This is a genomic window from Dyadobacter subterraneus (genome assembly GCF_015221875.1).
GTDB lineage: Bacteria > Bacteroidota > Bacteroidia > Cytophagales > Spirosomataceae > Dyadobacter > Dyadobacter subterraneus.
In genome coordinates this window covers 985350-1003454 of sequence record NZ_JACYGY010000001.1, presented here as the reverse complement: position 1 = coordinate 1003454, position 18105 = coordinate 985350, and the positions used below count along the sequence as shown (strand labels likewise).

Annotated in this window: 12 protein-coding genes; 6 read left to right on the top strand and 6 right to left on the bottom strand. The window is 38.7% G+C overall.

What is annotated here, in order from left to right; all coding sequences use genetic code 11:
• Positions 1-84: 84 nt before the first annotated feature.
• The 5 genes from IEE83_RS04215 to tsaE all read right to left on the bottom strand — a co-directional run bounded on the left by IEE83_RS04215 (position 85) and on the right by tsaE (position 7401).
• Positions 85-1662: a SusD/RagB family nutrient-binding outer membrane lipoprotein gene (locus tag IEE83_RS04215; protein ID WP_194119374.1), complete on the bottom strand. Its 1578-nt coding sequence runs from the start codon at positions 1660-1662 to the stop codon at positions 85-87.
• A 16-nt stretch (positions 1663-1678) separates the two neighbouring features.
• Positions 1679-4780, bottom strand: coding sequence for a SusC/RagA family TonB-linked outer membrane protein (locus IEE83_RS04210; protein WP_194119373.1), 3102 nt, complete (start codon positions 4778-4780; stop codon positions 1679-1681).
• Between the two features lie 297 nt (positions 4781-5077).
• A complete protein-coding gene (locus IEE83_RS04205) occupies positions 5078-5485 on the bottom strand; it encodes a hypothetical protein (protein ID WP_194119372.1) in 408 nt (135 codons plus the stop codon).
• A 166-nt stretch (positions 5486-5651) separates the two neighbouring features.
• On the bottom strand, positions 5652-6878 hold the full coding sequence (locus tag IEE83_RS04200) for an alanine dehydrogenase (RefSeq protein WP_194119371.1): 1227 nt from the start codon (positions 6876-6878) through the stop codon (positions 5652-5654).
• 82 nt (positions 6879-6960) lie between these two features.
• Entirely contained in the window at positions 6961-7401 is a 441-nt protein-coding gene (gene tsaE, locus IEE83_RS04195) for a tRNA (adenosine(37)-N6)-threonylcarbamoyltransferase complex ATPase subunit type 1 TsaE (protein WP_194119370.1), read from the bottom strand.
• A gap of 273 nt (positions 7402-7674) precedes the next feature.
• On the opposite strand from tsaE, the gene IEE83_RS04190 reads away from it, so the two are divergent.
• The 3 genes from IEE83_RS04190 (at position 7675) to IEE83_RS04180 (ending at position 10961) form a co-directional block, all read left to right on the top strand.
• The gene (locus IEE83_RS04190) at positions 7675-8628 is read left to right on the top strand and encodes a sugar phosphate isomerase/epimerase family protein (protein WP_194119369.1); all 954 of its coding nucleotides are present in this window, start codon (positions 7675-7677) and stop codon (positions 8626-8628) included.
• Between the two features lie 91 nt (positions 8629-8719).
• Entirely contained in the window at positions 8720-9799 is a 1080-nt protein-coding gene (locus tag IEE83_RS04185) for a Gfo/Idh/MocA family oxidoreductase (RefSeq protein WP_228101672.1), read from the top strand.
• Positions 9800-10130: 331 nt separating this feature from the next.
• Entirely contained in the window at positions 10131-10961 is an 831-nt protein-coding gene (locus tag IEE83_RS04180; protein ID WP_228101671.1) for a hypothetical protein, read from the top strand.
• A gap of 423 nt (positions 10962-11384) precedes the next feature.
• Here the strand turns inward: IEE83_RS04180 and IEE83_RS04175 are convergent, their stop codons facing one another.
• Positions 11385-11750: a T9SS type A sorting domain-containing protein gene (locus IEE83_RS04175; protein ID WP_194119368.1), complete on the bottom strand. Its 366-nt coding sequence runs from the start codon at positions 11748-11750 to the stop codon at positions 11385-11387.
• Positions 11751-12514: 764 nt separating this feature from the next.
• On the opposite strand from IEE83_RS04175, the gene IEE83_RS04170 reads away from it, so the two are divergent.
• From IEE83_RS04170 to IEE83_RS04160, 3 genes are all read left to right on the top strand, one after another.
• Positions 12515-13105 carry an RNA polymerase sigma factor gene (locus IEE83_RS04170; RefSeq protein ID WP_194119367.1) on the top strand — a complete coding sequence of 197 codons (591 nt, stop codon included), beginning with the start codon at positions 12515-12517 and terminating at the stop codon, positions 13103-13105.
• A gap of 94 nt (positions 13106-13199) precedes the next feature.
• Positions 13200-14291: a FecR family protein gene (locus IEE83_RS04165; RefSeq protein WP_194119366.1), complete on the top strand. Its 1092-nt coding sequence runs from the start codon at positions 13200-13202 to the stop codon at positions 14289-14291.
• A 220-nt stretch (positions 14292-14511) separates the two neighbouring features.
• Positions 14512-18081: a TonB-dependent receptor gene (locus IEE83_RS04160; RefSeq protein ID WP_194119365.1), complete on the top strand. Its 3570-nt coding sequence runs from the start codon at positions 14512-14514 to the stop codon at positions 18079-18081.
• The last annotated feature ends 24 nt before the right edge of the window (positions 18082-18105 follow it).

Sequence of the window (18105 nt, the reverse complement as noted above, 5' to 3'; positions counted from 1 at the left end):
TCAACAATGCGTTGAAGTTTTAATTTATTCATAAGTAGGAATAAAACGAGTTAAGTGATACTCGCTTAACTCGTTTTAAAATGTTTATTTATCCCACCATCCACGAGTCAGGAAATCGTCAAGACCTTGAATCGCAACTGCGGCTTTATAGTTAACAGCATTTTTTGAACCCTCAGAAGCAGGATATCTCAAACGACGAGGAATAACACCTCCGGTAGCATTTCCAGCATAATTCGTTGGAGTCAAAACAGGATAACCAGTTCTGCGCCAGTTAGCATAAGCTTCATAAGAATTCAGGAATGTTGCCGCCCAATATTGTGTATGAATAGCATTCATTTCTGCCGCTTCGCCTGTTGCCGGGAAAGGATGAGCAGCCAGATATGCACTAATTTCTGCATCTGTGATTGTCGCTCCGTAAAGAGAGAACAATTTCATTGCAGCCGTAACACCTTTATTATAGTGCGCAGCAATAGCACCATCCCCCCAGCCACGAAGAGCAGCTTCCGCCAAAAGATATTCAACTTCTGCATATGACTGGAACACCGTTGGCGCTGCATTGCTAGCGATATAGTTCAGATTAGCTTCTGAATAAGTTGCCAGAGATGCATCGTTCCAACTTGGAATCAATGTTTTGATTGTAGTTGGGTCGTAACCGTTCGGTAATCCTTTTTGCACTGCCGGAGCTGAACTTGCTGGAAGAGCATTAGGATCGGCATTGCCTTCCCATAACGTTGCTATATATGGTAAACGAGGATCGTTATTTGTTTGAAGAAAGTCAACAAAAGTTTTACTCAGCTTACTATTTCCTTTTCCTTTAAGGTTAGTCGCGTCATATTCCTGTGTTTTTAACAAATTACCTTCCTGAAGCCAGTTATTGTCGTTGGTATTATAATGAAGCAATCTTGCGACATCATCATTGCTTGTCATTACACCGCCGGCAATTGCTTTTTTTACATAGGATTGCGCCATTGCAGCATCTGCTTTTGTAACGCGCATTCCCAGACGAAGCATTAAAGAATATGCAAATTTTTTCCATTTAGCAACATCACCTGAATATAGAACGTCAGCAGCACCATAGCTTTCTTTTGAAGCATCCAGGGCAGCAGCAGCTTCATCCAGTTCCTTTAGCATATCTGTGTAGATAAACTGCTGGGTGTCGTATTTTGGTGCAAGTGTACCGTCCAAAAAGCCTTTTCCGGCTTCTGAGTATGGTATATCACCATACAAATCCGTAATGCGGTGATAGATAAAGGCTCTCCAGATACGAGAAATATTATATTTATTACTCAACGCTGCGTCATCTTTTGTCAGGCTGATAATCTGTTCGATTTCTTTAACCTGATTAGCATAAGCCGTTTCAAAATACGCACTGTAATACTCAACGTTAGACAGGTATTTGTCACCCGACCAGTATGTATTCAGTGATGCAAAATGCTGGATCATGGCACCTGCGTAAATCAGATTTCCACGGTGGTTTTCATAACCAGTTCCACCTGTTTTAACGATGTTATATGTAAACATGTTTTCTAAAACAGGTGTTGTAACTGCATTCGGGTTGGTATTCAACTCAACGAATCCTTTGTCGCAAGAGGTTGTGACCAAACCTGCTGTAAAGATCCCGCCAAGAATTGCCAGTTTCGATTTATTGATATATTTTTTCATTTTCTCAGATCAATTTTTAGAATTTAACCATCAGGTTTAAGCCATAGCTGCGCGTTGGAGGAACTCCAAACATTTCCAAACCTTGTGCGTTTCCACTGTTGAATGAAGATTCAGGATCAACATTAGGCGTCTTTTTGTAAAGAATGAAAAGGTTACGGGCAACAAAAGAAAGACTTGCTGACTGAATAGGGAGTTTACCAAAAGCAGATTTAGGTATACTATAACCCAATGTCATCTGGCGCAGTTTTACGAAATCAGATTTGAAGATTGACTGATCTGTAATCGTTGTCGCAATTCCTGAATAATAATCCTGAGCAGTAATAGTTTTAGAGAATTCAGCTCCATTCTGATCCACTCCTTTAAGTGCAACACCTGTTTCGCGAACACCATTTTCAGCAGTCTCTTTAAGAAGTCCGCGTGACATTGCAAAAGCGTTGGTTGCTGAATAAATATATCCGCCGAACTTACCATCAAGCAACACTCCCAAAGAAATACCCTTGAATGAAATTGTGTTTGTTAAACCCATTGTAATCGGAGGAACACCGCGAGCAAGCATTTCAAAATCTCCTTGTACAGGAATTCCGGTTGCACTGTTATAAATAACCTGCCCTGCTTCATTACGTTTCATTCTTGAACCAGCGATCATACCATAAGGCTGTCCTTCGAAGTGATAGATATAGGCATTACGTGTGCGGGATTCGTCAAGAGACAAAGTAGGAAGTCCGTCAGCAATTTTTACAACTTTGTTGTCATTGTAAGCCATGTTGAAGCTTACATTCCATGAAAGACCATTTTTAGATCTGAAAGGAGTTCCTGATAACAAAAGCTCAATACCCTGGTTTCTAACTTCTCCAACGTTCAACAATACATCGGAATAAGCACTTGCCGAAGATGTGGAAGCCTTAACAGGATCGTTTGTTGTGACACGTTTGTAATAAGTAAGATCCAGATTGATGCGACTCTGGAATAATTTGGTTTCAAGACCAAATTCAGTTGTTGTAGATGTATTTGGTTTAAGATTCTGGTTAGGAATCGTGTTGGTACCAATATTCATCAAAGGATAGCTTGAATATGGATTTCCTTGCAGAGAATATGTAAGATTAAGTGCATAAGGATCAGGATATCCTCCACCAACCTGCGCCCAAGAACCACGAACCTTCGCGTATGTCAACCAGTTTGGTTTTGATTTAAGACCATCAGATAAAATATAACCAAGACCAACTGATGGATAGAAAATATGGTTATTTGCTTTTGCCAATGTAGAGAACCAGTCTTCACGACCTGTAAAAGTCAGGAACAAAATATTTCTCCAGCTTAAATCTGCCGATACAAAAGTAGAATTGATTTTGTACGGTTTGTATTCAATATTACGATCACTGCTTTGAAGGTTACCCAGAAAGTAGTTGAAAGGAATTACGAAATTACTTCCTCCAATATACATGTTTTGGTTAACATGGTACATTTTGTTACCACCCAGGATTGCATTGAAACTAAAATCTCCGAAATCCTTATTTACACCAAGAAGTAGTTCAGCATTTGTTTCACTGATTTTACGGGCGTTTTGTCCCATTGATCCTCTCGTAGAATAAGCAATACCCGTAGGTTCAATGCTTACAAAATCAATTGTATTCAAGTCAGTTCCCAAACGGCCTCTTACATATAACCAGTTTGCCAGATTATATCTAAGACTGAAAGACCCTAAAAAACGCTTACGATCATCACTGTTTTTTACATAGTCAGTAGCAAAGTAAGGATTTTGAGAATAGGTGCTACCATTCCAAAGGGTTTCATAACCTCTGCTGTCAACACCAGGCGCAAGGTTTCTGATATCCACGTTTGTCGCAAGCATATATGCGGCAAAGTTTGGGTTTTTTGGGGTATCAGAAAGGAAACTTCTGTTTCTTCCCTCTTCAATATTATACTGAGCAACACTTTCGAAAATCAATTTTCTGGCTAAATTCGCATTTACACTCAAATTGAAAGATTTTCTATTGAAAGAAGCATTAGGAACAACACCTTTTGAATCTGCATTAGAAGCTGAAAATCTGAAATTCATTTTTTCATCTCCACCAGAGACAGCAACCGTATTGGAAAACGTGCTTCCTGTACGATAAAAGTTTTCAATATTTTTCTTTTGCGCTTCATATGGACGGGCGACACCATCAAACTGAATTACTTGTTTAGATGGATCTAATTTACTACCCCAGGAAACAGCGCCATTAGCAATGGCTTCATCCTTACTTCCGGGAGCTACACCTTGTGTTCCTGATCCAAAAAGATATTGCCAGTCTGTAAGGTTACGAACTTTTTCTGCTGTGTAAGTTCCACTGTATTCAACGCCGATACCTTTACTGCCTTTACCAGTTTTAGTAGTAATAAGAATTACTCCGTTCCCTGCGCGCGAACCGTAAAGTGCTGCTGCTGTTCCGCCTTTTAATACTGAAATAGACTCAATATCATCCGGGTTGATACTGTTCAAACCATCCCCTGTATCAAAACCTCCCCACATACCTGCACTACCAACGTTTGTATTGTCGATAGGTACACCATTAATCACATACAGAGGTTGGTTCCCACCACTTAGAGAACCATTACCACGAATAAGTACACGGCTGGATCCACCAGGACCCGTTGCTGTACTTGAAGCATTTACACCGGCAATCTTACCTGACAAAGCGTTTCCAAGGTTAATTTCACGAGCTTGTGTAAAATCACTCCCTTTAACTTCTGTCACAGCATATGCCAAAGCTTTTTTATCCTTTGAAATTCCTAAGGCCGTTACTACAACTTCCTCCAAATTCGCCGCATCAACGTCCATTTTCAAACTGATCTCGGTTTTATCTCCTACCAGGATTTCTTTTCTGGAATATCCGATTGAAGAAAAAACAAGAACAGAGGCAGGAGTTACATTTGAGATTTTGTAATCACCATTAACATCCGTGTTAGTACCGGCATTGCTACCTTTTACAGTGATGGAAACGCCTGGAAGGCCTGCTCCATTTTCATCGCTTACCTTCCCCATTACCATCTTGTCCTGAGCGTTGGCCAGGGACAGGGTAAAGAAAAAGCCCAGAAGTATAAATACCCAGGAGCGGTTTTTAAGTAATTTTTTCTTCATAATTAATTTTATCAAAAATTTAACATAGGTTGCCTGGCAAAAACGCAAATTATAATAATGCAAATTTACCCTTTAAACAAATATCCTAACATTAATCTGTTTTTAATAATTTAATTAATAAAACAACTACTTATTATAATTAATTAATAATTACGTACATCTTATTATTGATATTTTCATATATATAATTATCTGGAAAATAATATTTCAATATATTGGATGCTTGGGGGTATAAAAAAAGGTAATAACTCTTGAAAAGAGTTATTACCTTTACATATTCCAAACTTTTTATTTTTGTTAATTATCCTCCGGATACGGAACAAAAATAAAACCGGAGAAATCACCGATTAATGCAAAAAGGCAGCAGTATTCGTCTGCGTTTTTATAGTTCTCCTTAAACAGATCAATTGACTCTTCGCCAATTAATTTCCGGTCTATAAATTCCTGCATGTAGGATGCTCTGTAATTATATCGGTTTGTCATTTCAGTAGAGCCGATCAGCAGCACACCAAGATCGACCTCTTCATTTGTGATGACAAAAATCGGGTTTTCAGAAAATCCTCTTTTACGGATCTGATATGAAGCATCCTTCAACTGATCCGAAACCCGTACAAAATCCTGTGACACATATCCCATTAATTTCCGGTTCAACTCAGGCGAGTTTGCATCGTCCATCATGGCATTTTCATTGCTGTTGTTAATCATATTTGGGCTATCGGCTGTCAGCCATCAGCTTTCGGCATTGGCTTGCAACCGTTATTTTGTTTATTATTATTTAATCACTACATCATTCTTCAAATGTATAATTCATTTATTCCAGTTACTTTGCGCTCGCAGTCGACAGCCGAAAGCTGACGACCCAAAGCCAAAATCACATTCTTGCCGCAAGCAACAACGTCAAATCTTTATAACGCATATTGAAACTTCTTGCGATGTGAGAATTGGTTAATGTTCCTTTATGACAATACACTCCTTTCATAAACCAACGATTTGCATAAATCATTTCTTCTATACCACCAATTGTGCCGGTCTGTAATAAAAATGGTAAAAAAACATTGCTTAAAGCCGTACTCGCCGTGTTGGCAACCCGTGAAGGAATGTTTGGAACACAGTAATGAATCACGTCTTTATATTTAAAAGTCGGATGCTTATGCGTTGTCATTTTGGACGTTTCGAAAGATCCTCCCTGATCGATGCTCACATCAATAATGACAGAACCTTGCTTCATGCCCGCCACCATTTCTTTTGTAACAACCATTGGACTCATGCCGTTTTCAGCCCTCATTGTGCCAATTACTACATCGGCACGACTGATTGCCTCAGCCAACGTATCCGAATCTATAATAGAAGTGTAAAGATTTTGCCCGATAGAATATTTCAGTCTTTGTAAGCGATAAATATGTTTGTCAAAAATTTTGATGTCTGCACCAAAACCCAACGCTGCACGTGTTGCGTATTCCGCCACAGTACCTGCGCCAAGAATTACGATTTTAGTTGGCGGCACGCCGGTAATTCCGCCAAGAATAATTCCCCGACCACCATTGGGATTGGACAAATATTCAGCTGCAATCAATAAAACTGTACTTCCGGCAATCTCACCCATTGCACGTATAATTGGTTTCCCTCCTACCTGGTCCTCAATTAATTCGTAACCGATACCTGTAATTTTGGCTTCGTTCAGTCTTTCAAAATATTTCTTTTCCAGCGTCGGTAAATTCAACGCAGAAATAAGCGTGGTACCGGCTTTGATAAAGGCGAATTCTTCTTCAACCAATGGTTCAACTTTTAAAATCAGATTGGCCTGATAAACTTCCTTTGGTCCTGCAACAATGCTGGCGCCAGCTTCGCTATAATCATGATCCGAAAAATTGGCACTTTTTCCGGCATTTTTTTCAACCCAAACTTCATGTCCGTTTCTCACCAGAATACCAACCGCATCCGGCGTTAAAGCAATGCGATTTTCCTGTAATGAAACTTCCCTTGGCAAACCAATAAGTAAGGAATTCTGATTTTTCCGGGTTGCCAGTAATGACTCCTGCGGATAAAGTGCCGACTGTTTTGCCAATTCTTCAAAACCCTTTATTTGCGGTTGTGCCATGGAATAGGTGAAATATTAAATTTATACTTGGTGAGTAATAATGTGGATCTATAAACAATCAAGAAAAATGGCTCACATTTTATCAGACTTTCACTTCGCTGATTTCCAAAACGCGTTCCCCTGTTTCATCAGAATTCAGTTTTATCAACAAATGCGGATATGGCCAAAGTGACTCTATTTTCTCGGGCCACTCTACAAAACAAAATGCGCCGGAATCAAAATATTCTTCAATACCGATATCCAATGCTTCAACTTCGCTTCTGATCCTGTAAAAATCAAAATGGTAAATTACTTTTCTGTCATTGGTAATATATTCATTAACAATAGAAAAGGTTGGACTCTGCACAATAGACTGAACGCCCAGAAGCTCGCAGAGTTTTTTTATCAATGTGGTTTTACCAACGCCCATGGGACCGTCAAACAGCCAAACCGAAACATTTTCTCCCAACTTTAATAAAGAAGCCGCAACAGTATCCAACTCGGACAAATCTTGAAAACGGATTGTAACAGGCCATGTATTCATGATACAAAAATACCACAATTTAAATACAGTAATCACATTTTGTGACTGACAATTCTTACAAAACCTCTAATCCTTATTGAAAAACGGCTGCTGCATTATTTAGTAATATCACCTGACCAGCATTTCAGGACTACTTTTCGAATTCCGGGTACGCTGTTAAATCGCCAAAAGACGGGCCTTACTACGGGTAGTAAGATTCATTGTTCGTCTCCTTTATAATAACATTGAATCAGCATCTTCTCTTTGTCACAGCAGCAATCTAAAAACCGTAATATGCCAAACCCATTGTCCCGAAGAAACTTTCTGATCAATTCTGCCCTTGCGGGAAGTTTACTTCCTTTCATTGAGCAAAAAGCATTTTCCAAAAATGTAACACCAGTGGCCGGTGTTCCCAAAATCAATATTTTCTCCAAGCATTTGCAGTTTTTAAACTATAAAGACATGGCAGAGGCTGCGAAAGAAATTGGTTTTGATGGCATTGATCTGACTGTACGGCCAAAGGGACATGTGTTGCCTGAGCGTGTTGAAACCGATTTACCACTGGTGGTTGAAGAAATGAAAAAAGTAGGATTTTCGCCATTGTTGATGGCCACTGCTATTGAAGATGAGAATAATCCGCTCGACAAGAAAGTACTCGAAGTAGCCGCAGCACAAGGAATTAAGTACTACCGAATGAACTGGTACAAATACAACGACCAGAAAACGATTCCGCAGTCGCTGGATGAATACAGAAATAAAGTGGCAGCTTTAAGCAAGCTGAATACGCAACTCGGAATTACCGGTTGTTATCAAAATCACGCAGGAAGAATGGTTGGCGCTTCCTTATTCGAAGTTTGGGAATTGCTGCAAAAGGCTGATTTGAGCCATATGGGTGCGCAATACGATATCCGGCATGCCACACTTGAAGGCGGACTTTCCTGGCAGACAGGTTATGAATTGATCAAACCAAGCATCAAAACAATTGTTTTAAAAGATTTCATGTGGGAAAAAACCAATGGAAAATGGGCGCCAAAAAATGTGCCGCTTGGGGAAGGTATGGTTGATTTCAAAACATATTTCAAATTGTTAAAAGCCAGTAATACTCAGGCTCCGATTTGTCTGCATCTGGAATATCCTCTGGGAGGTGCCGATCAGGGAGCGGATAAGATTACCGTCGCGCCAAAAGTTGTTTTTGATGCGATGAAAAGAGATTTATTTAAAGTGAAAGAATTATGGGAGCAGGCGTAAACGTGTATTATCAAACCTGATTTTAGATACAACTTGCCTCTGTACCCGTAAAAGTTAACTTTGCAACAAGAATTATTAATAGGAATCTTGCATGGCATATTCCTTTATTTATTATTCATTTATTCCAATTATTATGTCTTCCAAAATTCTTAACGTTGGCCTTATCGGTTTCGGACTTTCCGGCCGGTATTTTCATGCGCCTTTTCTTTCAGTTAATCCTCGGTTTAAATTAAAAACAGCAGTTGAAAGAAGCAAAAATGAAGCACAGGAATTTGACTCTTCCATAGAAAATGCACGTTCCATTGATGAGCTTTTGAGTGATACAGAAATTGATCTGGTATTTATTTGCACTCCCAATGATACGCATTTCCAATACGCCATGGACGCCCTTGAAAACGGAAAACATGTAGTAATTGAAAAACCATTTGCAGCAACCGAAGACGAAGCGAAACAATTGGTAGCCCTTGCTAAAGAAAAAGATCTGATCCTGACTGCCTATCAAAACCGCCGCTGGGATTCCGATTTCTTAACAATCAAAAAGCTGCTCGCAGAAGGAAAACTTGGTGATGTTATTGAATATGAATGCCGTTATGACCGTTTCCGCCCTGTTGTTCCGACGGAATCCTGGAAAGAGAAAAAGGTTGACGTGGGTGGAAATTTATATAATCTTGGACCGCATTTGCTTGATCAGGCTCTCACTTTATTTGGCACACCTGAAACGGTTACAGCCGAAGTTCGCAGTGTTCGTCCAAATAGTGAAATCGACGATTATTTTGACGTTAGACTAGGTTATGCTGACAAATTGGTAGTTTTAAAATCCAGTTTGATGGTTTACGAAAATTTCCTGCGTTATACTATTCACGGTACCAGCGGTTCATTTATCAAAGGCGGGCTGGATCCGCAGGAAGAAACATTACGTAAAAATATTTTACCTGATGAAAAACCATGGGGTGTTGAACCTGAAAATCGTTGGGGGAAATTGTCATCCGCTGACTTTACAGGTATTATAGAAAGCGAAGCTGGTGATTATATGCCATTTTATGACAATGTATATGAAGCAATTGTCGAAGGTGCAGAACTTGCGGTGAAGCCGGAAGAAATCCTACGAACTTGCCGCGTAATTGACCTTGCATTTCAAAGCAGCGCAGAGAAAAAGGTAATGAAATATTAGGAAGAATACAGTAAGCATAAAGAAACCGCCGCAGAAAGTGATTTCTGCGGCGGTTTTTGTTTATATACAATTTGAAAATAACAAATTGCAACGCATTCGTCATCGATTAGAAAAAAATTAAAAATGTTAATATTTCAGGTTTTCACCTTTAAAGTAACCGAGTGTGACAATTAAATAAATACAATCTTTCTAACTTTGCCAGACAGTTGATTTCATCCGTTTGCGTGTGAACTTTATTTTGTAAAAATCACTTAAATCACTAGTCAAAAACAGATGCATAGAAATAAGTCTGTGTCTTTGTTTAGTTTAATATCTCTTCTATCAATATCTTATGAAAAGAATATTCCTTGTCAGCATGCTTGTCATGCAAGCTTTTATCGCGTATTCCCAAACTTACGATTTCGCAAACGCTCATAATCAAAAAGGAAAAATATTTGTCTCCTGGGGTTGGAACCAGAGTGCTTATACAAAGTCAGACATTCACTTTAAGGGAAACGATTATAACTTTACCTTGAAAGATGTAGTTGCAAAAGATCGTCAAACAGGATTTTCTCTACGGTATTTCAATCCTTCAAAAATTACAATTCCCCAATACAATTTCAGAATAGGATATTATTTCAATTCCAAGTACAGCATTTCCTTTGGTTTTGATCACATGAAATATGTAATGCAGCAGGATCAGATTGTTAAAATTAATGGTGCTATTGCCGGAACAGGAACGGATTATGACAGGACGTATAATAATGTACCTATTAAGCTGACTCCAAACTTTTTGCGCTTTGAACACACCAACGGACTAAATTACCTGAATCTGGAAGTAAGAAGAATGGATAATCTTTTTGACCAGAGATCCCTGAAAATAAAAAACATTGACATTAATTTAATTGAAGGTGTCGGAGCGGGTGTTCTTTACCCAAAGTCTGATGTAACATTGCTTAATTATGCCGAGAACGATCAATGGCATGTGGCGGGATACGGTGTTGATTTGGTTACCGGACTTAATGTTACTTTTTTCAAGCATTTCTTTATTCAGGGCGAGGCCAAAGGTGGGTATATCAATATGCCGAATATCCTGACCACCAATTTTACAGATGACAGAGCAGCACAGCATTTCTTCTTTTTACAAGGAAATGTCAATTTTGGTGTGATCTTTAAACTGTAAGTTAATACGCCAATTTTTATAAATTAAAAATGCCATAACATTCCCTAATTGGTCATGTTATGGCATTTTTTCGTATTATAATCTCAACCCCTATGCTTTCCCCGGGTTAAAACCCGGCGCTACAATGTCGGTCATGCCTACGGCATTATGAATACTAGCAAATCTAAGTTTAACAAAGTGCCATACGTATGACCGATTTGATAACCACGGAATTTATTCCATGGGACAGATAAAAGTCAACCCAATAACATTCATATCAACCAAACCGTCACAAAGCAAAATGCCATTGGCATGACCGACATTATAGCGCAGGGTTTTAACCCTGGGAAACCCAAATTATTCATTGGCAAAAAACATAGCCCACAAAAAAAGGAGAGCAACGGGACCGTTGCTCTCCTTTTTATTTCTTAAAACTTGTATTCCTTATTTAACAGCAGTTACCAAACGTTTTGTTTCAGTAGCGATAACGAAAGGTTTTTCAGTAACTTCTGAACCATTGTTCACGATAAAAGTATAGTTACCATCCAAAAGATTAGAAAGGTCAAATACTTTCGAGTAGTTTTCAGACTTAGGAATTGCAGAGCTATAAAGCACAGTTCCGAAATCGTCTTTAATAATCACAGAAGATTTTTCTTTTACGTTGTCAAGTTTCAAACGGAAAGTAACATTGTCGCCAGAAACCAGTTCGATTGCAGCAGCAGAACTGTTAGAATTTTTTTCGTTTGCGTAAGAAAAACTTGCAGTTGATACTCCCACCAAAACTGCGATTGCTAAGATTGTTTTTTTCATGATGTCTTTAATTTTATGTTGTTTAATCTCTCTGCAAAGAATTGTACTTTACAGATATAGTTAAATTAATATTCAATTTCTACTCGGATTATATAAAAGCGCCTTTTCGTTTGCTTTTGATATGTCAAAGGTAGGTAACAATCTTAATATAAGTCAATAGCAATGTTTTCATATTGAAAAATTCCAATTTTGGTTATATCTTAATATTCGAATAATCCTATGTTTATATAAAAAGTGCAACAAGTAGTTTAAAATTTGACAATAGTATTTTTCCTGTATTTAAAACATCCATTGTACTATTCCAATAAATAGTACTCTTATAGACTTCAGCCGAAAATTTGGTAAAAACTGCACTTCACAACCGGATTTCGTTTAGTGCAAGTATATCTGGAGAATGGCCTATTTCCTGAGATCATCACAACAAGAAATATCCTGGACAAGCCTGTGCCACTGAACTAAATTTAATGAAGTTAGAATCCGGATCCTTAATTAAACCCTAATGATACTGGATATTAAAGCCCGTTATATAAGCCTTTAACAGATAATTATTTGGAATATGAAGAATCATCGTCAAGGTTGATATTATCTCTAATCATTTAATTGAAATAGTCTGAATAATGAAGAAAATGGGATTGAAATAGATGCTGACTAATCCAAATTTATCAATATATGATATAAAAATGGTAATATCTGCAAAGTAGTAAGATTTAAATTGTTATATTCTTATATTTTTTAATACTTTTGAGTAACTAAAAACTTCATACTTGACATCAACTTTTACACATAGTGAAGATAAAGTATTGTGGCAAGCCTTCAAACAAGGTGATGAAGTAGCTTTTACCACATTATACCATAGATATGTTCATGTCCTCTACGGATATGGCAAGAAGCTTATATCCGATGAAGAGGCTGTTCAGGATATGGTTCAGGAACTTTTTATTGATATTTGGCAAAGTAAAAGTCGTTTGGCAGATGTTGATTCTCCCAAATTTTATCTCTTCCGTGCCTTGCGCCGCCGGATACACAAATCCGTTAATGGAAATCATCATAGTCAGCGCTGGGAAAATATTGATGAAGGAATACATCCGGTAGATTTCCCCAAGGAATATGAGATCATAGAAGAAGAAGATTTTCAGAGACAAAAGGACGAATTAAACAGCTGGTTGAAAAGTCTTCCCGTACGTCAATATGAAGTTTTAATGCTTCGCTATTACCAGGATTTCAGCTATTCTGAAATTTCTGAAATACTTTCCATAAACGAGCAATCTGTTCGTAATCTCATCCAGAGAGCAGTTTTAAAGCTGCGTCATCTTACCACTTCTATAATTTTTGCAGGCATATTTTTATTTTTTTAAAAATATTTCTTTTAAAGTGAGTTAAACTTTCTACTTCACTGCTCTTTCTAAATAAAGAACAAGTTTAATTATTTCATCGAATAATGCTATCAATATGAGTTACTACCATTTTGAAGTAACTGATTTTCTGGAAGACGAATATTTCAAAGCGTGGGTATATACCCCTACCTCTGAAACAAATCATTTCTGGAAAGAATTTCTGATTCAGTATCCCGAAAAATCTGAAATGATAGCCAATGCTCAATCTATCCTGCTTCAAATCAAAGATGAAATAGAAACTGAATTTCCTGATGAGGTAAAAGTTGAAAATATGCTGGCCAATATTCAACAGCATATGGATAAAAAACCGGGCAAAATATTATCCCGCTGGCTGACTACTTTTGCCACTGCGGCAGCTGTGCTTATCTTTTCCATTAGCTGGTTTTTAAAAACAGAAAAACAAAACAATACAACAATCTATAAAAAACTTACAGCCTGTTCAAAAACAGAGTTAAAAGAAAAAATAAATAGCTCCGATACACTGCAGCTCATTGTTCTGCCCGACCGCAGTACGATTGTGTTACATCCCAAAAGCAGTGTAAGTTATGCTGCGGATTTTGAAAGAAATTCGAAGCGTGAAGTATATCTGTCGGGTGAAGCATTTTTCAACGTAACAAAAAATCCGGATAAACCATTTTTTGTTTACGCAAATGAATTGATAACCAAAGTCTTAGGTACAAGCTTCCTTATTAAAGCCTTTGATAATGATAAAGAAGTGGAAGTTGCTGTAAAAACCGGAAAAGTATCCGTATTTACAAGAATGGATGATGATGCTGAGAAGAATCAGTCCAGCAACAAACTTGCTGGTGTAATTCTCACACCAAATCAAAAGGTCATGTTTTTAAGGCAGCAGCTTCGAATTAAAAAATTGCTGGTGGATACCCCGGAAATCATTGCCTCAGCTGTATTACCTGCTCCCATGCTGAAATTCCAGGATGAAAAAGTCTCTCAAATTTTTGCCAATCTGGAACAGACCTATGGAATTGATATCGTTTATGATGAAAAAATACTAGGCAATTGCCTCCTGACTGCTTCCTTCAGTAATGAAAATCTTTACGAAAAAATTGATATGATCTGCAAAGGCATTGAAGCAAAATTTGAAGTAATAGATGCACAAGTAGTCATTACCGGCAGAGGATGCCACTGAAAAATATAAAAGATTTTACAACCTGACTAATTTATCAATTATCACCTAATCTTTCCAACTCGTTCACTATGACCTAACTAACAAAATCAAAAAAAGAGGTTGATGATGTTTGCACCATCACCAACCCAATCATTTCTCCTCAGTACGAATACATCCGTTCTCAGCGGATGGAGGATTTGTTTTGTCCATTTTTCAAGTTCAACAAAACTTAAGTAAAGTTATGAAAAAATTGTATCCTAACTATGCTCATTGGCAGATCATTATGAGATTCAGTTGTACGCAACTCATCATTGCAGCACTACTGTCGACTATTTCCATGGCACGTGTGAGCGAGGCGCAGGAAATTCTGAACAACCGCGTGACGATTCAAATGCAGAATCAGGACGTACGTAAAGTGCTGACAACAATAGAAGAACAAGCAAATGTAAAGTTCCTGTACAGTTCAAGTTTAATTAAATCAGAAAGAAAAATATCGGTAAATCTACAACAGCAACAACTTGGTGACGCATTAAAAACAATTTTACATCCTCTTAATCTTGAATTCGAAGTTTCGGGAAAACAAATCATCCTGAAACGTATCAAGCTGAAAACAGAAATGCTAACGCCTCAGCAAACTAAAAATCTGACTGTGGAACGTTCTATTTCAGGTGTTGTATCTGATGGCAGCGGTTCTGGCTTACCGGGTGTCTCTGTTATTGTTAAGGGTTCCGCCCGCGGTGCAAATACAGATGCAGACGGCTCGTACAAGATTGCTGCTCCGGATGGAAATGTGACCCTGACCTTCAGCTTTGTCGGTTTCACATCCAAAGACGTTGATGTTCCTTCAAGCCAAAGCACTGTAAATGTAACTTTGGTTCAGGATGAAAAACTGCTTAGTGAAGTTGTCGTTGTGGGTTATGGAACAGCAAGAAAAAAGGATTTGACTGGTGCAGTTTCTGTTGTTAAAGTAGGTGAACTTACCGAGCAGCCAAACTCCAACCTTTCAAACCAGCTTCAGGGACGTGCTTCCGGTGTTACCGTTCTTACTTCGGGACAACCTGGCCAGGCACCTCAAATCCGTATTCGTGGTATCAACTCATTTGGAAACAACACGCCTTTATTTGTTGTAGACGGTGTACCAACACAGGATATCAACAACCTGAACCCGAATGACGTAGCGACAATGCAGGTTTTGAAGGATGCCGGTTCTGCTTCTATTTATGGTTCCCGCGCATCCAACGGTGTTGTGATCATTACTACCAAACGCGGAACTGGAAAAGTGAAGATCAGTTACGATATGTATTATGGTACACAAACTGTGAAAAAAGGAAATGTATATGACATACTTTCTTCACAAGGAATGGCGGATTTGAAATTTCTTGCGCTTAAAAATTCCGGTGCTACCATCAATGATCCTCAATACGGAAGCGGTGCTACGCCAGTTCTGCCGGATTATATCGTTCCAACAGGCGCGAAAGAAGGAAGTGTTGATCTTTCAAAATACTATGTTAACCCGAATTATACGGACAAAGCCGATATGGATTCTTTCTACCGTATCGTAAAAGCCAATAAACAAGGAACAGACTGGTTTCACGAGGTATTTCACAACGCGCCTATTCAAAGCCATAACTTATCCGTTAGCGGCGGCGGAGCTGGTGGAAGTTATTTATTCTCTTTCAACCATTTCAATCAGCAGGGTAATTTGATGAACACTTACCTGAAACGCTACACAATACGTGCGAACAGCCAGTATAATGTCAGCAAGCATATCCGTGTTGGTGAGAACATTGCTTTGTCGCTTGTCGACAACCCAAGAACTGACATTTTGCAGGAAGGCGGCGGAATTGGTATGGCTTACCGTATGCAGCCAATTATTCCGGTTTATGATGTTCAGGGCAATTATGCTGGTTCCTTCGGTAGTGGTTTGGGTAATGCAAAAAACCCGGTAGCGATTCGTGACCGTGCGCGTAACAACAAGGGACTTGGGAACAACGTGTTTGGTAATATGTTTGCAGAAATAGATTTCCTGAAAAACTTTACTGCGCGTTCAAGCTTTGGGGGTAACTATTATTCGCAAAGAGGAAATTCTTTCAGCTATCCGGAATGGGAAAACTCTGAAAATACAACCACCAATTCCTACACAGAATATACTAATACCGGATTTAACTGGACCTGGACCAACACGGTTAATTTTGAGCACACTTTCAACGACACGCATACCATCAAAATTTTGGTGGGAACGGAAGCTTACACAAGCACAGGACGTGAAGTTGGCGGTACATCTCAAAGCTACTTTTCTTTTGACCCGAATTATACGATTTTGTCAACAGGATCAGGAACACCGACCAACTACAGTGCCAAATATTCTGATGCATTGTTCTCCTACATCGGAAGACTTGACTATAATTTCAAAGACAGATATTTGTTAAGCGGTACTTTGCGTCGTGATGGTTCTTCTCGTTTTACCAATCAATACGGCTGGTTTCCAGCGGTTAGTGCGGGATGGAGAATCAAGGAAGAAAATTTCATGAAAAGTCTTACCTGGATCACCGACCTGAAAGTACGCGGAGGTTATGGTATTATGGGAAACCAGTTTAATGTGGATCCAGCCAATGCTTTCACAACCTATGGTTTGAACAGGAGCAATTCATTCTATGATATTAAAGGAACAGGTAACAGCACAATTCAAGGATTCCAGAGAACACGTGTTGGTAACCCGAACGCCAAATGGGAAAGTAATATCAACTCAAACATTGGTATCGACGCGACATTGTTTAATGGTGCAATTGATCTTACTGTGGATTATTACCAAAAAAATATCAATGACCTTTTGTTCTCTCCTGAGCTTGCCGGTACGGTTGGACAAGGAACTGCACCAGCGGTTAACATTGGAAAAATGTCTAATAAAGGTATAGATCTATCCATTTACGCTGAAAAAACAATAGTAAAAGATTTCAAAATCAATGCTACTGCAACGCTGACGACTTACAATAACAAAATCAAGAAAATCACTGACGGTGCTACTTATTTTGATCAGGAAGGTCGCAGATTTAATGGAAGTAATATTGTTCGTAACGCAGTTGATCATTCAATCGGACAGTTTTTCGGATATAAAATTGATGGATTCTGGAATTCTCAGGATGAAATCAACAAAGCTGATGCAAGTGCAAAAGAGAAGTCAGGAAATCCGGATGCAGTTTATCAGAATGAAGTTAAAGTGGGTCGTTTCCGCTACGCAGATACCAACGGTGACGGAATCATTACTTCTGACGACCGTACTTTCCTTGGTAATCCAAGTCCGAAATTCAGTTACGGTTTGAATATCGGAGCTAATTACAAAGGTTTTGACTTCGGAATTTTCTTCTATGGTGTACAGGGAAATCAGATCTGGAATAACCTTAAATGGTGGAATGATTTCTATACCAACTTCCAGGGCGCTAAAAGCAGTACAGCTTTATACGATTCATGGAGACCGGATCATACAAACGCAACTGCGCCGATTCAGGAAAACACAGGTTCTTTCAGTACCACCAACGTTCCTAACTCATACTACGTAGAAAAAGGATCTTACCTGCGCGCGAAAAATGCTCAGCTGGGTTACACTTTACCAAAAAGTCTGACGCAAAGTTTGAGAATTGAAAAACTGCGCGTCTATGTACAAACGGCTAACCTGTTTACGATCACTAAATACTCAGGTCCGGATCCGGAAGTTGGTCAAAGCCAGGTGGCTGGTTCCACAGCTTTTGGTCTTGACGAAGGCGTTTACCCTAACACCCGTCAATTCCTGATTGGTTTAAATCTGACATTCTAATACTGTATCCTTTAACAGAAAAAA

Excerpts from the sequence above, each read along its gene's own strand:
- IEE83_RS04215 (WP_194119374.1), bottom strand. The coding sequence starts at position 1,662 with ATGAAAAAATATATCAATAAATCGAAACTGGCAATTCTTGGCGGGATC.
- IEE83_RS04210 (WP_194119373.1), bottom strand. The coding sequence starts at position 4,780 with ATGAAGAAAAAATTACTTAAAAACCGCTCCTGGGTATTTATACTTCTG.
- IEE83_RS04205 (WP_194119372.1), bottom strand. The coding sequence starts at position 5,485 with ATGATTAACAACAGCAATGAAAATGCCATGATGGACGATGCAAACTCG.
- IEE83_RS04200 (WP_194119371.1), bottom strand. The coding sequence starts at position 6,878 with ATGGCACAACCGCAAATAAAGGGTTTTGAAGAATTGGCAAAACAGTCG.
- tsaE (WP_194119370.1), bottom strand. The coding sequence starts at position 7,401 with ATGAATACATGGCCTGTTACAATCCGTTTTCAAGATTTGTCCGAGTTG.
- IEE83_RS04190 (WP_194119369.1), top strand. The coding sequence starts at position 7,675 with ATGCCAAACCCATTGTCCCGAAGAAACTTTCTGATCAATTCTGCCCTT.
- IEE83_RS04185 (WP_228101672.1), top strand. The coding sequence starts at position 8,720 with ATGGCATATTCCTTTATTTATTATTCATTTATTCCAATTATTATGTCT.
- IEE83_RS04180 (WP_228101671.1), top strand. The coding sequence starts at position 10,131 with ATGAAAAGAATATTCCTTGTCAGCATGCTTGTCATGCAAGCTTTTATC.
- IEE83_RS04175 (WP_194119368.1), bottom strand. The coding sequence starts at position 11,750 with ATGAAAAAAACAATCTTAGCAATCGCAGTTTTGGTGGGAGTATCAACT.
- IEE83_RS04165 (WP_194119366.1), top strand. The coding sequence starts at position 13,200 with ATGAGTTACTACCATTTTGAAGTAACTGATTTTCTGGAAGACGAATAT.
- IEE83_RS04160 (WP_194119365.1), top strand. The coding sequence starts at position 14,512 with ATGAAAAAATTGTATCCTAACTATGCTCATTGGCAGATCATTATGAGA.